At 69.4% G+C, this 18,782-nt stretch carries 18 protein-coding genes and 1 pseudogene; 9 read left to right on the top strand and 10 right to left on the bottom strand.

Annotation, left to right across the window (positions count from 1 at the left end; all coding sequences use genetic code 11):
* Positions 1-142 precede the first annotated feature (142 nt).
* The 4 genes from ABZ824_RS32790 to infC form a co-directional block, all read right to left on the bottom strand.
* Positions 143-934: an RNA methyltransferase gene (locus ABZ824_RS32790; protein ID WP_356967886.1), complete on the bottom strand. Its 792-nt coding sequence runs from the start codon at positions 932-934 to the stop codon at positions 143-145.
* Between the two features lie 40 nt (positions 935-974).
* Complete coding sequence (gene rplT / locus ABZ824_RS32785) at positions 975-1,355, bottom strand: 50S ribosomal protein L20 (protein WP_039797323.1); 381 nt, start codon at positions 1,353-1,355, stop codon at positions 975-977.
* 110 nt (positions 1,356-1,465) lie between these two features.
* Entirely contained in the window at positions 1,466-1,660 is a 195-nt protein-coding gene (gene rpmI, locus ABZ824_RS32780) for a 50S ribosomal protein L35 (protein ID WP_355078204.1), read from the bottom strand.
* A gap of 58 nt (positions 1,661-1,718) precedes the next feature.
* Positions 1,719-2,369 (bottom strand): translation initiation factor IF-3, encoded by a 651-nt coding sequence (gene infC / locus ABZ824_RS32775; RefSeq protein ID WP_355078340.1) that lies wholly within the window; start codon positions 2,367-2,369, stop codon positions 1,719-1,721.
* Positions 2,370-2,720: 351 nt separating this feature from the next.
* Here infC and ABZ824_RS32770 point away from each other — a divergent pair, with 351 nt between their 5' ends.
* From ABZ824_RS32770 to ABZ824_RS32755, 4 genes are all read left to right on the top strand, one after another.
* Positions 2,721-2,849, top strand: a complete 129-nt coding sequence (locus ABZ824_RS32770) for a hypothetical protein (RefSeq protein WP_356967883.1) — start codon at positions 2,721-2,723, stop codon at positions 2,847-2,849.
* A 4-nt stretch (positions 2,850-2,853) separates the two neighbouring features.
* A complete protein-coding gene (locus tag ABZ824_RS32765; protein WP_355078206.1) occupies positions 2,854-3,195 on the top strand; it encodes a DUF1844 domain-containing protein in 342 nt (113 codons plus the stop codon).
* 153 nt (positions 3,196-3,348) lie between these two features.
* Positions 3,349-3,501, top strand: coding sequence for a hypothetical protein (locus ABZ824_RS32760; protein WP_356967881.1), 153 nt, complete (start codon positions 3,349-3,351; stop codon positions 3,499-3,501).
* Between the two features lie 64 nt (positions 3,502-3,565).
* A complete protein-coding gene (locus tag ABZ824_RS32755; RefSeq protein ID WP_356967879.1) occupies positions 3,566-4,276 on the top strand; it encodes an alpha/beta hydrolase in 711 nt (236 codons plus the stop codon).
* Between the two features lie 53 nt (positions 4,277-4,329).
* Here ABZ824_RS32755 and uvrA read toward each other — a convergent pair whose 3' ends face one another.
* A complete protein-coding gene (gene uvrA, locus ABZ824_RS32750; protein ID WP_356967877.1) occupies positions 4,330-7,281 on the bottom strand; it encodes an excinuclease ABC subunit UvrA in 2,952 nt (983 codons plus the stop codon).
* Between the two features lie 507 nt (positions 7,282-7,788).
* Here uvrA and ABZ824_RS32745 point away from each other — a divergent pair.
* Positions 7,789-9,345, top strand: coding sequence for a GAF domain-containing protein (locus ABZ824_RS32745; RefSeq protein ID WP_356967875.1), 1,557 nt, complete (start codon positions 7,789-7,791; stop codon positions 9,343-9,345).
* 3 nt (positions 9,346-9,348) lie between these two features.
* Here ABZ824_RS32745 and ABZ824_RS32740 read toward each other — a convergent pair whose 3' ends face one another.
* A complete protein-coding gene (locus ABZ824_RS32740; protein WP_356967873.1) occupies positions 9,349-10,131 on the bottom strand; it encodes a sigma 54 modulation/S30EA ribosomal C-terminal domain-containing protein in 783 nt (260 codons plus the stop codon).
* Between the two features lie 162 nt (positions 10,132-10,293).
* Entirely contained in the window at positions 10,294-11,436 is a 1,143-nt protein-coding gene (locus ABZ824_RS32735; RefSeq protein ID WP_355078341.1) for a beta-ketoacyl synthase N-terminal-like domain-containing protein, read from the bottom strand.
* A gap of 279 nt (positions 11,437-11,715) precedes the next feature.
* On the opposite strand from ABZ824_RS32735, the gene ABZ824_RS32730 reads away from it, so the two are divergent.
* From ABZ824_RS32730 to ABZ824_RS32720, 3 genes and pseudogenes are all read left to right on the top strand, one after another.
* A complete protein-coding gene (locus ABZ824_RS32730) occupies positions 11,716-13,065 on the top strand; it encodes a diguanylate cyclase (protein ID WP_355078211.1) in 1,350 nt (449 codons plus the stop codon).
* Between the two features lie 10 nt (positions 13,066-13,075).
* Positions 13,076-13,360: pseudogene (locus ABZ824_RS32725) on the top strand (antibiotic biosynthesis monooxygenase); the annotation flags it as partial.
* Positions 13,361-13,618: 258 nt separating this feature from the next.
* Positions 13,619-15,829: an ATP-binding domain-containing protein gene (locus tag ABZ824_RS32720; protein ID WP_356967897.1), complete on the top strand. Its 2,211-nt coding sequence runs from the start codon at positions 13,619-13,621 to the stop codon at positions 15,827-15,829.
* A gap of 82 nt (positions 15,830-15,911) precedes the next feature.
* Here the strand turns inward: ABZ824_RS32720 and ABZ824_RS32715 are convergent, their stop codons facing one another.
* The 3 genes from ABZ824_RS32715 to ABZ824_RS32705 form a co-directional block, all read right to left on the bottom strand.
* On the bottom strand, positions 15,912-16,364 hold the full coding sequence (locus ABZ824_RS32715) for a universal stress protein (RefSeq protein ID WP_355078212.1): 453 nt from the start codon (positions 16,362-16,364) through the stop codon (positions 15,912-15,914).
* Between the two features lie 486 nt (positions 16,365-16,850).
* Complete coding sequence (locus ABZ824_RS32710; RefSeq protein ID WP_355078213.1) at positions 16,851-17,264, bottom strand: DoxX family membrane protein; 414 nt, start codon at positions 17,262-17,264, stop codon at positions 16,851-16,853.
* Positions 17,265-17,292: 28 nt separating this feature from the next.
* On the bottom strand, positions 17,293-18,195 hold the full coding sequence (locus ABZ824_RS32705; RefSeq protein WP_356967870.1) for a helix-turn-helix domain-containing protein: 903 nt from the start codon (positions 18,193-18,195) through the stop codon (positions 17,293-17,295).
* A gap of 52 nt (positions 18,196-18,247) precedes the next feature.
* Between ABZ824_RS32705 and ABZ824_RS32700 the strand changes: the two genes are divergently transcribed.
* A complete protein-coding gene (locus ABZ824_RS32700; RefSeq protein ID WP_355078215.1) occupies positions 18,248-18,718 on the top strand; it encodes a VOC family protein in 471 nt (156 codons plus the stop codon).
* Positions 18,719-18,782 lie beyond the last annotated feature (64 nt).

The raw sequence follows: 18,782 nt of genomic DNA, 5'->3' as shown, positions 1-18,782 counted from the left end.
TACGCTTCACGCCGCTTGTTCGGTGGGCTGTCGGGCTGGCGTTTGCGCGGCCGCCGCGCACGCGACGAAGGAGCAAGCGGCGGCCGCGCAAACGCGAGCCACAAGGGGGCCGCGAACACCCAGCGCCGCAGGCGCTGGAAATCTAGTACCGCACGCGCGAGTTCGCGTACAGGCAGATCGCGGCGGCCGTCGCCAGATTCAGGCTCTCGGCGCGGCCGCGAATGGGAATGCGGACGCGGTGGTCGGCGCGGCGCGCGACGGCCGGGTCGAGGCCGTGCGCCTCGTTGCCGAACAGCCAGGCCACCGGTTCGGTGAACAATTCGTCGGCGTCGTCGAGGTCGACCTCGCCGTTCGCCGCCGTAGCGAGGATCGTGATGCCCGCCGCGGCGATCGCATCCAGCGTCTCGGCGACATCGCGGTGCCGGGCGATCGGCACATGGAAGATGCTGCCCGCGCTGGCTCGCACGCATTTGCCGTTGTGCGGGTCGACCGTGTCGCCCGCCAGCACCACGCCGTCGGCGCCGACCGCATCGGCGACTCGGATGACCGTGCCGGCGTTTCCCGGCTCGGCCATCTCGACCGGGACGGCGAGCATCCGGGGTCCGGCGTCGAGGATCGTGGCCAAGGGCACGTCGAGCAGATCGCAGACCGCCACCAAGCCCGGCGCCGTGACCGTTTCCGCGAGATGCTCCGCCGCGCGGTCGCTGACCAGCGTGGTGCGGACGCCCGCCGCGGACGCCCCCGCGATCAGCGCGTGGTCGCGTTCGGCGGCCGCCTGCGAATAGAACAGCTCGTGGACGCGCGCGGTCTCCAGGGCCGCGGCGACGGCATTGGCTCCTTCGGCGAGGAATCGGCCCGCTTTGCGGCGCTGCGCTCCGCGTTGCAGCTTGACAGCGGAAACGACCCGCGGATTGCGCTCACTGAGCGCTTCCACGGGTCGTTCCGAAAGTCGTCCGGGTGTCAACGAACGCGACTCAGGCGGCCGGCGCGTTGACATCCTGCGGCAGGGCGGCCTTGGCGACCGCGACGAGGCCGGCGAACGCCTCGGCGTCCGACACCGCGAGCTCGGCGAGGATCTTGCGGTCCACCTCCACACCGGCGGCCTTCAGGCCCTGGATGAAGCGGTTGTAGGTGATGTCGTTGATCCGCGCGGCGGCGTTGATGCGCGCGATCCACAGCTTGCGGAAGTCACCCTTGCGCGCCCGGCGGTCCCGGTAGGCGTAGGTGAGCGAGTGCAGCTGCTGCTCCTTGGCCTTGCGGTACAGCCGCGAGCGCTGGCCGCGGTAGCCCTTGGAGGCCTCGAGGATGGAACGGCGCTTCTTCTGAGCGTTGACGGCCCTTTTGACGCGTGCCACTGGTCAGTCCTGTTCGATCTGGGGGCGCGGGGCGGCGCCCGGAAATGGGTCGGGGTGGCGACGGAGGTAACTCCGGTCGCGAGTGCGTGCCGGTCTGCGCGCGGGCGCGATCAGAGACCGAGCAGCTTCTTCACGCGACGGACGTCGGCGGAGGCGACGACTTCCACACCGTCCAGACGACGAGTCCGGCGGCTGGGCTTGTGCTCGAACAGGTGGCGACGGTTCGCCTGCTGGCGCAGCAGCTTGCCTTTGCCGGTCACCTTGAATCGCTTCGAGGCGCCGCTGTGCGTCTTCATCTTCGGCATGGATTCCTCTATCTGTCGTCCCGGCGGTCGGGGCGGACCGCCGGTGTTCTGATCGGTGTTACTGCGGGCCGGCCGTCTCGGCCTGCTCCGGGGCGGGCTGACCGGCCGGGGCGGCGCTGGGCGCCGGGCGCGAAGCCGACTCCTGCTGCGCCTTCACCCGGGTCTTCGCGCCCTTGTGGGGGGCGAGGACCATGGTCATGTTGCGACCGTCCTGCTTGGCCGAGGTTTCCACGAAACCGAGATCGGCGACGTCGGACGCCAGCCGCTGCAGCAGCCGGAAACCGAGTTCGGGGCGGGACTGCTCGCGTCCCCGGAACATGATCGTCACCTTGACCTTGGACCCGGCCTCGAGGAAGCGCACGACGTTGCGCTTCTTGGTCTCGTAGTCGTGGTCGTCGATCTTCGGGCGGAGCTTCTGCTCCTTGATCACCGTCTGCTGCTGGTTCTTCCGAGACTCGCGCGCCTTCTGCGCCGTCTCGTACTTGAACTTGCCGTAGTCCATGATCTTGCAGACCGGCGGACGGGCATCCGGTGCCACCTCGACCAGATCGAGGTCGGCTTCGAGGGCGACGCGTAGTGCATCTTCAACACGCACGATCCCAACCTGCTCGCCGCCCGGTCCGATGAGCCGGACCTCGGGAACACGGATGCGATCGTTGATGCGGGTCTCAGTGCTGATGGGGCCTCCTAGGTCAAGCGGTGTCGTCAGACGACCGCGCGCAATAACTGCAACCCCTGTTCAACACAAAGGCCCCGGTGCGGTATTCCGCGCACGGGGCCCGATGTCGACCGATCACCGACCACGAGCGAACTCGGGTCGACTCTCGCGCGGCAGGGTTCTCCATGAGAACCCCGGCACGAGAAACCCACCCTCGCGGGTGAGTGACCGGACCGCTGGACCGTACGATGACTCGTCGGCAACGGTGGGAGTCGGGCTCCACTTATCAGCCCCGGGGCAGCCCGGGGCGGTCGTCAGCGGAAAGTCTAACATTCCGTTCGGCTATCGCCGAATCGGCCGCGAACCATTGCCCGGCCGCCTCCGGCATGCCACGCTCCCCCGGTGCCCACACGACCCCGCGACCTGCTGCGATGGCAGTTCGACCTGACCTGGTCACTCGCCGGGATCCACCTCGCCGACATCGCCGAGATCGGCCACCTCCGGATGCTCCAGGCGGCGTCGCTAGCCTGAAGGCATGACTGACGAGCTCGACGCCTCCGTACGCGAACTGGCCGACATCCCCGCGGTCGAGGTGATCAGCCGCGCCGCCGTGATGCTGATGAGTTCGGCGGCCGAGAAGCTCGGGCTGGCGGACGAGGACCCCGAGACCAGCCCGCGCCGCGACCTGGACGAGGCACGCCGCGTGATCACCGCGCTGGCCGGACTCGTGACGGCGTCGGTGGAGTACCTGGGGCCCCACGCCGGACCGATGCGCGAGGGATTGCAGTCGCTGCAACGTGCGTTCCGTGAGTCCTCCGCGCATCCCGACGAGCCGGGCAAGGGTCCGGGCGAGAAGTACACCGGCCCGGTCTACTGATCTCGATCGTTCCCCGGGCCGCTCAAAGGTCGGCGACAACGCGGGCAACGCGCCGCGCCGGACACCGACCGGCCTGCGGCTGAGCTTGCGCGGGCATCCGGCCGCGACATGTCCGCCCGATCGGTTCCCAGGCTCGGCGGACTCGGCGCGGCGATGCAGGTGATGCTGTCGCCGCCGTTCGTGTCGCTGGTCGCGCGGATCGGCTGTGCGGTTCTGATCACGAGCGGCGCCATGGCCCTGGCCGACCTGCTGCCCTTCCGGCTCCACCCGGTGCAGGAGGATTCCGCAGCAGCGCCGGAGTTGTGAGCGAAATATGAGCGGGGACAACGATGTTTAGGAAGTTCCCCAACGGGTGGGGCACAGTGGGCCCATGGCTACTCGGATTCTTCTCGCTCCCGGATTCTGGCTCGGTGCATGGGCGTGGGACGAGGTCGCACCCGACCTGCGGCGGCGTGGCAACGAGGTAGTGGCGCTCACACTGCCCGGCTTGGACGAAGCCGACCCGGACCGGTTGTCGGCCACCCTGGAATCCCAGGCGCAAGCCATCGTCGACGCGGTGCCCGAGGGCGAGACCGTCGTGCTCGTCGCGCATTCCGGCGGGGCGGCGCCCGCCTATCTCGCCATCGACCGCGCGCCCGAGCTGTTCCGTCGGGCGATCTACGTCGACAGCGCGCCGCTGCCGAACGGTTTCGTCATCAACTCCGCGCTCGACGTCGCCGTGCGCGAATGGATTCTGCCGGAATGGCCGGAACTCGAGGCCGCGGGCAACAGCCTGGCGGGCCTGGACGAGGCCGCCTTGACGCGCTTTCGCGAGCGTGCCGTGTCGGAGCCCACGTCCGTCGCGGCCGCCCCGCTCCGGTTGAGCGATTCGGACGCCCGCCTGGCGGTCCCGACCACCGTGATCTGCAGCAGCATGACCGCCGACGTGGTCGAGAAGCTGCGCGACAACGGTGAAACTCCCCTCTTCGCCGAACTGGCACGCATCGACGCCGAGTACGTCGACCTGCCCACGGGACATTGGCCGATGTGGTCCAAGCCGAAGGAACTCACCGAACTGATCCACGCCATCGCCAATCGCTGAACGAACGGCGGCGCGGCCCGGTGCACCCGGACCGCGCCGCATCGCACGAGAGGTCAGCCGACCGCCGCGGCCTTCTTCGCCGGACGCTTGGTGGCCTTGGCCGCGGTCTTCTTCGCCGGAGCCTTCTTCGCGACGCTCTGCGGCGCGGGTGGCTGGTCCAGCACTTCCTTCAGGAACTGACCGGTGTAGCTGTGCGCGACGCCCGCGACCTCCTCCGGCGTGCCCTCCGCCACCACGGTGCCGCCGCCGGAGCCGCCCTCTGGACCCATGTCGATCACCCAGTCGGAGGTCTTGATGACATCCAGGTTGTGCTCGATGACGATCACCGTGTTGCCCTTGTCCACCAGGCCGTTGATGACGTTCAGCAGCTTGCGGATGTCCTCGAAGTGCAGGCCCGTGGTCGGCTCGTCGAGGATGTACACCGTGCGGCCGGTGGACCGCTTCTGCAACTCGGCGGCGAGTTTCACTCGCTGGGCCTCACCACCGGAGAGGGTGGGAGCGCTCTGGCCGAGACGTACGTAGCCGAGCCCGACGTCCACCAGGGTCTTGAGGTAGCGGTGGATCGAGGTGACCGGTTCGAAGAACTCGGCGGCTTCCTCGATGGACATGTCCAGCACCTCGGCGATGGTCTTGCCCTTGTAGTGCACCTCGAGGGTTTCCCGGTTGTAGCGGGCGCCGTGGCACACCTCGCAGGGGACGTAGACGTCCGGCAGGAAGTTCATCTCGATCTTCAGCGTGCCGTCGCCGGAGCAGGCCTCGCAGCGACCGCCCTTGACGTTGAAGGAGAACCGGCCCGGCTGGTATCCGCGCACCTTCGCCTCGGTGGTGGCCGCGAACAGCGTGCGGATCTTGTCGAAGACGCCGGTGTAGGTGGCCGGGTTGGACCGTGGCGTCCGGCCGATCGGCGACTGGTCCACCTGCACCAGCTTGTCCAGGTGGTCGAGCCCGTTGACCCGGGTGTGCCTGCCCGGCACCTGCCGGGCGCCGTTGAGCCGGTTCGCCAGCACTGTGGCCAGGATGTCGTTCACCAAGGTCGACTTGCCCGACCCGGAGACGCCCGTCACCGAGGTGAGCACACCGAGAGGGAAGGCGACGTCGATGCCCTTCAGGTTGTGCTCGCTCGCCCCGACCACGGTGAGCTGCCGCTTCTTGGTGACCGGGCGGCGCACCAGCGGCACGTCGATGCGTTCCCGGCCCGACAGATATGCCCCGGTGAGCGAGTTCGGATCGGTGAGCAACTCTTCGTAGGGCCCGCTGTGCACCACCGTGCCGCCGTGCTCGCCGGCGAACGGGCCGATGTCGACCACCCAGTCCGACGCGCGGATGGTGTCCTCGTCGTGCTCGACCACGATCAACGTGTTGCCCAGATTGCGCAGCCGCGTGAGGGTTTCGATGAGCCTGCGGTTGTCCCGCTGGTGCAGGCCGATGGACGGCTCGTCGAGCACGTACAGCACACCGACCAGGCCGGAGCCGATCTGGGTGGCGAGCCGGATCCGCTGCGCCTCGCCGCCGGAGAGGGTGGCGGCCGCGCGGGACAGCGTGAGGTACTCCAGGCCGACATCGAGCAGGAAGCCCAGCCGCGCCTGCACCTCCTTGAGCACCTGCCCCGCGATCGCCGCCTCGCGCTCGCCCAGGGTGAGCGAGTTCAGGAACGCCGAGCACTCGCCGATGGACAGATCGCTGACGTCGGCGATGGACTTCTTGTCGCCGTTCGCGGCGATGGTGACGGCGAGGATCTCCGGGCGCAGCCTGGCGCCGTTGCACACCGGGCACGGGATGTCGCGCATGTACCCGTCGTAGTGCTCTTTCATCTGCTCGGACTCGGTGTTCTCCATGCGCCGCTGCAGGAACGGCATCACGCCCTCGAAGTCCGCGTAGTACGAGCGCTTGCGGCCGTAGCGGTTGGTGTAGGAGACGTGCACCTGGTCGGCGCTGCCCTCCAGCACGGCCTTGCGCGCCTTGGGCGGCAGATCCTGCCACGGGGTGTCCATGGAGAAGCCGATGGAATCGGCGAGGCCCGAGAGCAGCCGGGTGAAGTACTCGGCGGTCTGGCCGCGCGACCACGGCGCGATGGCGCCGTCGTTCAGGCTCAGCGCCGGGTCGGGCACCACCAGTTCCGGGTCGACCTCCTTGCGGATGCCGAGGCCGGTGCAGTCCGGGCAGGCGCCGTAGGGCGAGTTGAACGAGAAGGAGCGGGGCTCCAGGTCCTCGATGTCGAGCGGGTGGCCGTTCGGGCAGGCGAGGCGCTCGGAGAAGCGGCGCTCCCGGTCGTGCGCGTGCTCGTCGCGATCGACGAAGTCGAGCACCACGATGCCGTCGGCCAGGCGCAGCGCGGTCTCGATGGAATCCGTCAGGCGCTGCTTGGAACTCGGCTTCACCGCCAGGCGGTCGACGACGACCTCGACGTCGTGCTTCTCCTGCTTCTTCAGCTTCGGCGGATCGGTGAGCGGATACACCACGCCGTCCACCCGCACGCGGGAGTAGCCCTGGGTGTTGAGCTGGTCGAACAGGTCGACGAACTCGCCCTTGCGGGTGCGCACCACCGGCGCGAGCACCTGGAATCGGATGCCCTCCTCCATGGCCAGCACCTGGTCGACGATCTGTTGCGGCGTCTGCTTCGCGATCAGCTCGCCGCAGACGGGGCAGTGCGGCGTGCCCGCTCGCGCGTAGAGCAGCCGCAGATAGTCGTAGACCTCGGTGATGGTGCCCACGGTCGAGCGCGGGTTGCGGTTGGTCGACTTCTGGTCGATGGACACCGCGGGCGAGAGGCCTTCGATGAAGTCGACATCGGGCTTGTCCATCTGACCGAGGAACTGCCGCGCGTACGCCGACAGCGACTCGACGTAGCGCCGCTGCCCCTCCGCGAAGATCGTGTCGAAGGCCAGGCTCGACTTGCCGGAGCCGGACAGACCGGTGAACACGATGAGGCTGTCGCGGGGCAGGTCGAGATCGACACCCTTGAGGTTGTGCTCCCGAGCTCCGCGCACAGTGAGGCGTTCCGCCACGGCCGTCCCTTCTCCTTCGTGTTCGGCGTCCAGACATACCCCCGGCCGCCATGCTAGGCATGGGCACCGACAAGTTTCGCGGACCGGCCGTCACCTGGGCGAATGACGGGACCCCTGTGGCCGGACGTTGCGGATGAGCCGGGAAACGGGCCAGGACGCCTCCGTAGCATCGCCCTCCCGGCACCACTGGTCAACAGCGCGACGTCATTCGGCATTCCCCTGGTCGACACAGTTACGGCAGGCAGCCCGACGCAGGGCGGCCCGCGACGCCCCCAACGGATGCGCGGTGCGCGAGATCACTCCGCGGTGGTGGGATGGAAAACCTCGAGCACGCGCGGCGAACGAACTGGTCAGCACGGTGCGAGCACCCACAGACACCCACAGAAGCGCGGCGCGGATGTCTCCGGCGAGACCGGTCACCACTCCGCACAACTGCGCCCCGCGCGCACCGGTCCCCGACTAAACTGAGCCCGCTGTGCGCCCCCCACCGGCCTCCCCCACTCATCCATGACGATCCTGACCCAGCATCTCCCGTCAACGGTGCTCGACACCCTGCGCGCCCTGCTGCGAACCGCCACCCGCTCGGTCGCGGCCCGCTACGGCGCGCTCGGCATCCGCGGCCACGACGACCGGCTGGTCGAGTTCATTTTCCACGGCGTCGACGACGCGACGGCCGCCCACATCGGCCGCTCCCCCGAGGGACACGGCGTACTGGGCTTGCTGCCGGCGCACCCGCACCCGATCCGGCTGGACGATCTGTCGGAACATCCGGCCGCTGTGGGCTTTCCGCCCGGCCATCCGCCGATGGGCAGTTTCCTCGGCGTCCCGGTGCGGGTCGGCGAGGAGATCTTCGGCAATCTCTACCTCACCGAAAAGGCCGGGGGACAGTCGTTCACCGAGGACGACGAGGCCATCGTGCTCGCCATGGCCGCCGCGTCGGGTATCGCCATCGAGAACGCGAAGCTGTACGAATCCGCGCGGACCAGGCAGGCGTGGATCGAGGCGACGCGCGACATCGCGACCGAGTTCCTCGCGGGCACGGCGCCGGATCTCGTGCTCGCGCAGGTGGTGGCGCGCGCCCGCGCGCTGACCGGTTCGCAGCAGGCGCTGCTGGCCGTGGTGGCGCCGGGGACGCCGCCCGATGAAGCCACCGAACTCGTTGTGGCGCAATGGTTCGGCCCTGGAGGGGGCCCGGAGCGGGTGCGCATCGCGGATACCGCCACCGGCACGGCGTTCACTCGCCGCGCGCCGGTGCGGTTAGCCGACGCCGAATCGGTCGATCTCGGGGCCGAGGTCGGCGCGGCGGGGCCCGCGCTGTTGCTGCCACTGCAGACCGCGGACCTCGCGCTCGGTGTACTGATCGTGGTGCGGCCACCCGGGTGTCCCCCGTACCCCGGCGAACTGGTGGACCTGACCGCCGCGTTCACCGATCAGGCGGCGCTGGCCATGCAACTGGCCCAGACCCAGCGCAGAATGCGCGAACTCGACGTGCTCGCCGACCGCGACCGCATCGCACGCGACCTGCACGACCATGTGGTCCAGCGACTGTTCGCGGTCGGGCTCGGGTTGCGGGCCACCGCGGCCCGCACCGAGGATCCCGTAGTGCGGCAACGGCTTTCGGTGGAGATGGACGGTCTGCAGGAGGTCGTGCAGGAGATCCGTACGTCGATCTTCGACCTGCACGGCGGCGACCCACTGCGCCGTCGGCTCGAGGACGCCATCCGCCAGCAGACCGCCGACGGCGCGTTCCGGACCAGTGTGCGGTTCTCCGGGCCGCTGTCGGTGGTCGGCGACGAGCTCGCCGACCACGCGGAAGCCGTGGTGCGCGAATCGGTCAGCAACGCGGTGCGCCATTCCGGCGGGAACCGGCTCGCCGTCGAGATCACCGTCGGCGACGAACTGACCGTGCTCGTCGAGGACAACGGCGCGGGGATGCCCGCGCAGGTGACACCGAGCGGTCTGGCCAACCTCGCGCAGCGTGCGAGCATGTCCGACGGTCACTGCACGGTGCAGCGGACCGACAGCGGCGGCACCAGGGTGCACTGGTCCGCGCCGCTGGCCTGAGAGTCAGGCGGGCAGCACGATCGCCAGGTCGCCGTCGTGGCGCCGGTACAGCAGCCCGCCACGCCCGCTACCCGGATCGGTACAGAACAGGAACGGCAATCCCTTGTGGCACAGGATGTTCGCGGCCTCGGCCGGGTCCAGGCAGGCGGCGGGAGCCGCGTCGGCCAGGATCGGCGGGGTGCCGCGCACCGGCTCCGTCGACCGGATCGGCGGATACGTCGCCCACTGGCGGACGAGTCGCACGCCCGCCTCCGCCCAGTGCACCACCGCGTCCGCACCGGTCTCGGCGTCGATGAACAGGTGGGCGTCGTAGTCCATGGCGTCCAGCACCGCGACCGCCTCGGCGGGCGTGCAGACGGACAGGACGCACCGCTTGCGGCGCACGATCGGACGCGGCGCACCCGCGCGGGCCAGCGGAGGGCGGGCCGGATCGGGCCAGGTCCGCGTCTCGCCCGCGGCCGAGCGGGCCAGTCGCCGGTCGAGCCGCTCGGCGGCGAAGGTCACCGCGAACCCGCGCGGCCCGGTGACCTGCACCCGGGTGACCACATCCCGGTGGTGGACGTCGACTTGGACCACCGTCGGCGCCTCCGGATCGGGCGGCGCGCCGAGACGCACCCGGGCGGGCCCGTCGAGATGATGCCTGCGCAGAACCCGGGTGATGGCGCGCACCGCCCGCGTCACGTCCATGGCCGAGACCTCCCCACGCGTGGTCACCGCCACTTCCGGCCCCGCGGCCGTCGTCCACTGGTCCGACGCGAATCGCAGTCCCGATGAGACCATCTGCATTGCCCCGCCTTCCGGATCGATTCGTCCCACCCCATGCCAGCACCGCGGGGGATGCCGCGAACAGGGCCGAAAGTCCCCATCGAGCGAAAAAGACTGGCGCAGGCGGAATTCAGGCTCGGCCCGGGGCGAGTGCCCGCGCCGCGCCTCGCGTGGCGGCCACGATCACGCGGCGCCGAGCACCACGACGGAGTTGTTGCCGCCCATACCGAGGGAGAGCTTCACGGTGATGCCGCCCTCGAACGGTGTGGGGCCGTCCAGCAGCCGTGGATGCGCGGGCGCGACGATCGGGGCCGCGGGCACGATGCCCCGGTCGTAGCCGAGCGCGGCGGCCGCGACCTCGACGGCGGCCGCGGCGCCCTGGCAGTGGCCCGCAAGCGGCTTCACCGCGTAGATGTGCGGGCGGTCGGCGAACACGTCCGCGAGCAGATGGTGCTCGGCCACGTCACACTGCCGGGTCCCGGTGCCGTGCGCGTTGAAATAGCGCACGTCGGCGGCGGTGACGTGCGCGGCGGCGAGCGCGCCGCGAGCGCAGTCGAGGATCTGCTCGTGTGTCGGGTCGACCGAGACCACGTGATAGGCGTCGTTGGACATGGCGCCGCCGAGCACCGCCGCATAGGGCCGATCCACCGAACGGGTCAGCACGAACGCCACCGAGGCCTCGCCCATGCTGAAGCCGCGACTGCCCTCCTGGAAGGGACGGCAGGCGTCCAGCGGTTCGGCGTCGGCGACCGCGGCGCCGAGCCGCACGAAACTGTCCAGCATGTCCGGGGTTGCGGACAGGTCGGTCGCCACGAAGATCACGTCGTCGGCCATGCCCGCGTCCAGCCAGAGCTTCGCGGTGATGAGCGCGACGTTGGCGGAACTGCACGCGGCGGAGATGTTCATCGCCGGGCCGTGGAAGCCGAATTCCTGCATCAGCATCGAGACCGGCGTGGACGGCAACAGCCGCAGGTAGTCCCTCGACCGGCGGCGGCCGCCGTCGACGAGGTAGAAGTCGCGCCAGTTCACCACGTCGCCGAGCACGATGGCGTGCAGCAGGCCGACGGTGCGGCCCGGCCGCCAGCCCCGGTCGCGTGCGTCGGCGACGGCCTCCCGCGCCGCCTCGTGCACGGCCCGCCCGTACCGGCTCGTGCTCACCTCGGGGTCCCCGCCGTCGGGGACGAGCGCGACCCACGCGTCGTCGTCGCGGCCGGGCCCGTAGCCCGGTTGCAGAGCCGCCGCCGACTTGCCGCTGAGCAAGCCGTCCCACAGCTGTTCACGTCCCCATCCGTATCCGGTGATCGCGCCGATCCCGGCGATGGTCATGTTGTCTCGAGGCCCCCGCGGATCGGTGCGGAACCGCGTAGCGGCGTTCGGGTCGGCACCCGGCATGTATCGCTCCTTCACCGGCTCCCAGGGCGGGCCGAACCGTCTGCCCCGCCTCGACGCAGAAACCGGTTTCTGCCATGATCGCCGGATCCGGCCCGAGAACGTGCCAGTACTGTGATCGAAGCAATAGCGTGGAGGATGTGATCTTGTCCACGTCGATACCAGAATAATCCCGTGTTCCAATGGCCATAATGGGGTCGATGATCGGGGGTTCGAGTGGGTGACGACAAGCTGGCCGCGGCGGTCGACGCCGCCGAACAGCTGGCTGCGCGCTACCGCTCCCTGGTCGAGCACACCCCGGACGGGATCTGTGTGCACGAGCGTGGCCGGGTCGTCTACGTCAACCCGGCCACCGTCCGGTTGCTCGCCGCGGAGGACGCCGAGGAGATCATCGGCCGCCCGCTGACCGACTTCGTCCACCCCGCCTCCGTCCCCTCGATGCTCGACCGCATCAGCACACTCACCACCGCGGGCGCGGCCTCGATTCCCACCGAGATGACCTTGATGCGGGTGGACGGCGGCACCGTGCCCGTGGAGACGGTGTCCGTGCTGACCGCGTGGCACGATCACCTCGCCTATCAGGTGGTCATCCACGACCTCACCGCCCAGCGCCATGCCGAGGCCGCGCAGCGCAGGGCCGAGCACTACTTCACCACGGTCGTGTCCCAGTTGGAGGAGGGCGTCGTGGTGATCGATCCGGAGGGCCGGATCGAGTCGATGAACCCGGCGGCCAAGCGCATCTTCGGTACCGAGGGGCCCGACGGCATGGTCATCGGGCGCACCATCCAGTCGTTGCCGCTGGTGCTGCTGGACGCGAACGCCCAGCCGCTGCCGCCGAGCCGCCATCCGGTGGCGCGCACGCTGGCCACGGGCGAGACGATCACCGGCTATGTCTTCGGCGTCGACCGGGTGGACGGCCAGCGGCGCTGGCTGTCGGGCAGCAGCCGCCTGCTCAATCCAGGCGATCCGCGCTCGTCGGCGGTGTCCTCCTTCGCCGACATCACCGAATTCCGCGCCAGCAGAAGGCAATTGGAGTATCAGGCCACGCACGACTCGCTGACCGGGCTGGCCAATCGCTCGCTGATCCTGTCCCAGCTGGCCGCCGCGCTGGCCAGCACCGAGGAACTGCTGCCGGTGTCCACCGTGCTGTTCATCGATCTTGACGGGTTCAAGGCGATCAACGACACGCTCGGGCACGCCATCGGCGACACCGTGCTGCAGATCGTCGCCCAGCGCCTGCAGCGCGCCCTGCGCGGCGACGACATCGTCGGCAGGCTCGGCGGCGACGAATTCCTGGTCCTGCTGTCCGGCCGCACCCGCCGCGTCGACATCGACGCACTGGTGAGCAGGTTGCGCTCCACCATGGCCGAGCCGATCATCGCGCGCGGGCACCGGATCGAGGTGAACGCCTCGATCGGCGTCACCGAACTGGGGGTGGGCGACCGGCGCAGCCCGGAGGCGGTGCTGCACGACGCGGACTTGGCGATGTACCGCGCGAAGCCGCCTGGACGGCGGGAAGGCACCGTCACCAAAGGCCGCAGACCCAACAGCACCCACGCGTCCTGACGAGCTCGCCATGATCATCGAACACGCACTTCTGCCGGTTCGCCCCGAACTCGCCGCCGATTTCGAAGCCGCCTTCGCCGCGGCACGGCCGATCATCGCGAGCATGCCCGGCTTCCGGGCGCTGTCGCTGTCGCGCGGTGTCGAGTCGCCGGGCAGCTACCTGCTCCGGGTGGAATGGGACCGGCTCGACGATCACGTCGTCGGATTCCGCGGCTCGCCGGAATATCAGCGCTGGAAGGACCTGCTACACCACTTCTACGACCCGTTCCCGGTGGTCGAGCACTTCACGCCGGTGCAGCTCACACCGCCCGCCGACCTCACCCCCGCCCCGGCGCCGGGGGCCTCACCTGCGGTTACGGCGAGCCCGCCGCAACCCCAGTAGACTCGACAACTCTGTTTTCCGTGCGTGCACCTGCCCGATCCCGGCGGCGTGCTCGCGCCTGTTCGCGGTGACAAGGAGTTCAGTTTGCCCGACCTCACTCAGGACCGTGCCGCAGGCGGCGGCGCGCCCGAGCGGACCCGCGAAACCGATCAGGAGCAGGCCTACCTGTCGGTGCTGTACGAGCGGCTCGACGAGATGCGCGACTACGCGCGCAATCGCCTGCGCACCGTGCTGCTGGAGACCGGCGGCACGCCGCAGGCCCGCAGCGAACGGGAGTCCTTCAGTCAGCTCTACACCGAGGACCTGGCGAAATACGACGCCGCCGAGCACGGCCTGTGTTTCGGCCGCATCGACCTCGACGGTGAACAGGAGGAGTACCGCTACATCGGCAGGCTCGGCATTCTCGACGAGAAGGACGACTACGAGAGCCTGCTGCTGGACTGGCGCGCCCCGCTGGCGCGGCCGTTCTACCTGGCCACCACCGCGGCGCCGGACGGGGTGACCCGGCGCAGGCACATCCGCTCGCGCAACCGCAAGGTCACCGCGATCAACGACGAGTACCTCGATCTGACCGCCGCGCGCCGGGCCGGCGTGACGGCCGCGGACGGCGGTGTCGGCAGCGAGAGCGCGCTGCTGTCCGCGCTCAACGCCGCGCGCACCGGCCACATGAACGACATCGTCGAGACCATCCAGCACGAGCAGGACGCGATCATCCGCTCCGAGCACAAGAGCGTGCTCGTGGTGCAGGGCGGGCCCGGCACCGGCAAGACCGCGGTCGCGCTGCACCGGGCGGCGTATCTGCTCTACACCTACCGGCAGCAGCTGGCCAAGAGCGGCGTGCTGATCATCGGGCCGAACGCCACCTTCCTCGACTACATCGGGCAGGTGCTGCCGTCGCTCGGCGAAACCGGCGTGCTGCTGTCCACCATCGGCGATCTGTACCCCGGCGTCCGGGCCGCGCGCGAGGACTCGTTGCGCGCGGGCGAGATCAAGGGGTCGCTGACGATACTCGAGGTGCTCAAGCAGGCCGTGCGCGACCGTCAGGAGGTGCCCGCCGAACCGATCCGGTTGGGCTTCGACGGCTATCCGGTCACGCTGGATCGCAAGATCGCCACCAAGGCCCGTGGCCGCGCCCGTTCCTCGCGCCGCCCGCACAACCTGGCGCGGCCGATCTTCGCCGCCTCGGTGATCGATGCGCTGACCGATCAGCTCGCCGCGACCATGGGCGCCGACCTCTCCGGTGGGCCCAGTCTGCTCAGCTCGGCCGATCTCACCGAGATCCGCGACGAGATGCGCGCCGACCCGCAGATCCAGGCGGCGATCGCGAAACTGTGGCCGATCCTGTCCCCGCAGGATGTCCTGGCCGAACTGCTCGCCGACCCGAAGCGACTGGACCGGGCCGCCGGCTCGCTGGAGCCGGCCGACCGCGCCGAACTGCTCCGGCCGGACGACGGGCGGTTCAGTCCGGCGGACGCACCGCTGCTGGACGAGCTGGCCGAACTGCTCGGCGTGGACGACACCGAGGAACGCGAACGCGCCCGCCGACGCTGGCGCGCCCAGCTCGCCGAGGCGCAGGACGCCCTCGACATCCTCACCGGCTCCGCGCCCCAGGACCTGGAGGACGACCTCGATCCCGAGATTCTGATGGCCTACGACCTGATCGATGCCGGCCAGCTGGCCGAACGCCAGGACTTCCGCACCCGCCAGACGACCGCGGAGCGCGCTGCGGGCGACCGCACCTGGACCTACGGCCACGTGATCGTGGACGAGGCGCAGGAGCTGTCGGAGATGGCCTGGCGCATGGTGATGCGGCGCATCCCGAACCGGTGGGTGACGGTGGTCGGCGACGTCGCGCAGACCGGCGACCCGGCGGGCACGTCGTCGTGGCAGCGGATGCTGGAGCCCTACGTCGCGGCCCGGTGGAAGCTGACCGAACTCACCGTCAACTACCGCACCCCCGCGGAGATCATGGACGTAGCCGCCGACGTCCTCGCCGCCATCGATCCGACGGCGACCGCGCCGCGCTCGGTCCGCGAGACCGGCCGCGCGCCGCGCGCGTACCGGGTCGAGCCCGGCGACGTGCACGCGGAGGTCGCCCGGCTGGTCGCCACCGAGACGGGGCCGGGGACCACGGCGGTGATCGCGCCGCAGGCGCTGGTGGCACCGCTGGCCGACCTCGCGAGCGAATCGGTGCGCGTGCTGACCGTGCACGAGGTGAAGGGTTTGGAGTTCGACGCGGTCTACCTGGTGGAACCGCGGGACATCCTCGACGAATCGCCGCGTGGCCTCAACGATCTGTACGTCGCGCTGACCCGCGCCACCCAGCGGCTCGGCGTGGTGCACAGCGCGGACCTGCCCGCCGTGCTCGACCGGCTGCGCTGATCACCGACGCACCGGAAGACGAAAGGCTCCGTGCCACAACGCTGTTCGCGGTGGGCGCGGAGCCTTTCGGCCGAGGCGGGACTCAGCGCACGGTGTGCACGATCAGGACGTCGGAGCGCGATTTGCGCGCCACATCGGAGGGCACCGAGCCGAGCAGCCGTCCGGCCAATGTGTTCAGGCCCCGGTTACCGACGACCAGCAGATCGGCGTCGACCTCCTTGACCAGCGCCAGCAGCGATTCCACCGGCTCGCCGACGATGGCGCGCTCGACGATGTCGGCCGCACCCGCCGCGATCGCCTTGTCCCTGGCGACGCGCAGGATCTCATTGGTCGGCGCGGAACCGCGTACCTGGTAAGCCTCCTCCTTGAGCACGTCGGCCGCGGCGGCGACATCGCGGTCGTCGGTCGGGTAGTACGCGCAGGCCACGACCAGGGTCGCGCCGGACACACCGGCCAGGGCCCCTGCCTTCTCGACGGCGACATACGACGAGTCCGAGCCATCGGTACCGACGACAATGGTCCGGTAGGCGGTCATTTCTCCTCCAACTATGCGGTGTGTCGGGTGCTGCGCACGGGTTCGCCTCTGGTTCGACGGCGCGCCGGCGCGGCGACTGGGGTCGACCATAGCGGCAATCGGTGCGGAAATTTCAGAAATCGCAAGACATCACACCGGGGCCGTCCGGCCATTCCCGCCGCGTATTCGCCAGGGAATACCGGAAGGGCCGGACCAACCAGGGCAGACGCAATTTCGGAGAACTAAACTTGTGATGTGCCACAACGGCCTTCAACGCCGTTGCGGGCCTGGGATATTCATCACAGAGCCAGGTCCGTCACACGAAGATCGGTCCGCCCCGCACGTTGATCACGTGCCGGGAACGGACCGATCGGGCCCGGACTACCGTGCGGCTACGGCCACTGCCGATAGTTTGCCCAGAATATGCCGAGAATCGCTCCGATGATGTCCATGGCTTCTTCTTCCTGCGGTGAAAAGGACGCGCAATATTAGCGCGCGGAGCGCGGACTAGAGGTCGAAAAGCGGACCGGTGATGGTCAATCCGAGTTCGTCGACGTGCGCGAAGAACGCGAACAGCATCAGGGCGGCGCCCGCCAGGGCGACGTCCTTGTTGAAATGGATCATCTCGCCCTGTCTGGTCTGCGGATCGGACTCCTGCCAGAACCGGTGCATCACGGCCGCCGTCGGCAGCAGCGCGACTACCAACAGCAGCGAACCGAGGTCGGCCCAGATGCCCAACAGCACGCTGAGGCCGCCCAGCAGGAACAGCGCCCCCGAGCCGAACACTGCGGCCTTCGCCATCGGGACGCCCTTACTCCGCGCGTACCCCGCCATCGCCTCGGTCTGAGTGAAATGCCCGAGGGCGGAGGCCAGGAACAGCAGCGCGAACAACACTCGTCCGATCAACACCACGACATCCATGTCCAGCTCCTCGTCGGCTGTCCGGCAACTAAGCCCTCGCCGGGATGACCTTGGCGGTGACCTCGTTCCGGAGACGTAGGGAATTCTTGGCGTATTCCAGGGGTGCCATACCCACTTCCGCGGTGAACTCACGCGAGAAATGGGCCTGGTCGAAATAGCCCAGTTCCGCGGCCAACGCGGCGAGATCCTCGGTACGGCCTTTCGCGAGCAGGTCGGCGCCGTCCTGCAATCGATAGCGCCGCAGCACCCATTTCGGCCCCGCGCCGACGTAGCGGCGGAACATGCGCTGCAGCGTGCGGGCGGGCACATCGAACCGCTCGGCGATCTGATCGACCCTGGTGAGCTCCTGGTCGGTGGCCATGGCGTCGATGATGCGCAGCACCGACCGATAGGTAGGGTCCTCGTCCGCGGGGTGGTCGGCGAGGTATTCCTCGACGATGTGGCGACGCCGCTCGACAGTCGGCGCGTCCAGCACGCGTTCGGTCAAGCTCGCGGCGTCGGGCAGCACGTCGGCGAGTGGCACGGCGCGATCGCGGAACGAGCCGACATCCAGGCCGGTGAACGCGCCGAATCCGCCCGCACGGAAGCGGATGCCGAACGTCTCCCCGAGCCCGCTGAGTTCGCGGATGAATTTCGTGGTGGTCACGCCGTTGACGAATCCGCCGGTGCGCGTTTCGGATCGCTCGAAGGTGACGTTCACGCTCGGATAGGACAGGACCTCCGCCCGGTACGGCGGCCTGCCCCGCAGATCCCAGCTCACCGCCCAGTACCACTCGATGTAGCGGTCGACCGCGGGACCCGGCGGCAAGCGAACCAGAGAGCGATGCTTCGCCTGCTCGTCCGGATGCAGAATGCCCTTCGTGTCCTCGGGCGCGAAGGGATTGCGGGGCTGCGGCGGCTCGGCGGCGGATGATTCGGCGCTACGCGGCACGGTGTCGCTTTCTTACAAGACCCGGGGGCCCGGACCGGCGAAAGTAGTGGTCATGACGAACACAGTGAATCCCATTGCCGATGGCTACCACTCGATCACCTGTTTCCTCGCGGTCGGCGACGGCAACAAAGCGATCGATTTCTACACCGCCGTCTTCGAGGCCGAGGTCGTCACTCGCAACGACATGCCCGACGGGCAGCCCGCGCACGCCGAACTGAAGATCGGCGACTCGACCCTGCAGATGGGGCTGCCCATCCCGGACAACGGCGTGCTGGCGCCGAACGGCGAGTGGGTGCACACCTCGATCGTGCACTACTGCCCCGATGTCGACGCCGTGGTGCGGCGCGCCGTCGAACACGGCGCCCGCAAGGTCGAGGAGCCGCAGACCTTCGTGACCGGCGACCGGTTCGGCGTGGTGATCGATCCCTTCGGGCACCGCTGGGTGGTGCTCACCAAGGTCGAGGACGTGTCGCGCGAAGAGGCCGAGCGCCGGGTGAACGAATGGATGGCCACCCAGGCCTGACGGCTCGGCTGCCTCCGCGGTCGTTCCGGGAACGGACCGCGGAGGCAGCGCCGCTGCGCCCCGG

This window comes from Nocardia sp. NPDC047038, from assembly GCF_040644075.1.
Classification (GTDB): Bacteria; Actinomycetota; Actinomycetes; order Mycobacteriales; family Mycobacteriaceae; genus Nocardia; species Nocardia sichangensis.
This window is presented reverse-complemented; position numbering and strand designations above follow the sequence as displayed.

Coding starts and splice junctions, on each gene's coding strand:
- rpmI (WP_355078204.1), bottom strand. CDS start 1,660: ATGCCGAAGATGAAGACGCACAGCGGCGCCTCGAAGCGATTCAAGGTG.
- ABZ824_RS32765 (WP_355078206.1), top strand. CDS start 2,854: ATGACTGACGAGCTCGACGCCTCCGTACGCGAACTGGCCGACATCCCC.
- ABZ824_RS32760 (WP_356967881.1), top strand. CDS start 3,349: ATGCAGGTGATGCTGTCGCCGCCGTTCGTGTCGCTGGTCGCGCGGATC.
- ABZ824_RS32755 (WP_356967879.1), top strand. CDS start 3,566: ATGGCTACTCGGATTCTTCTCGCTCCCGGATTCTGGCTCGGTGCATGG.
- ABZ824_RS32745 (WP_356967875.1), top strand. CDS start 7,789: ATGACGATCCTGACCCAGCATCTCCCGTCAACGGTGCTCGACACCCTG.
- ABZ824_RS32740 (WP_356967873.1), bottom strand. CDS start 10,131: ATGCAGATGGTCTCATCGGGACTGCGATTCGCGTCGGACCAGTGGACG.
- ABZ824_RS32735 (WP_355078341.1), bottom strand. CDS start 11,436: ATGACCATCGCCGGGATCGGCGCGATCACCGGATACGGATGGGGACGT.
- ABZ824_RS32715 (WP_355078212.1), bottom strand. CDS start 16,364: ATGACCGCCTACCGGACCATTGTCGTCGGTACCGATGGCTCGGACTCG.
- ABZ824_RS32710 (WP_355078213.1), bottom strand. CDS start 17,264: ATGGATGTCGTGGTGTTGATCGGACGAGTGTTGTTCGCGCTGCTGTTC.
- ABZ824_RS32700 (WP_355078215.1), top strand. CDS start 18,248: ATGACGAACACAGTGAATCCCATTGCCGATGGCTACCACTCGATCACC.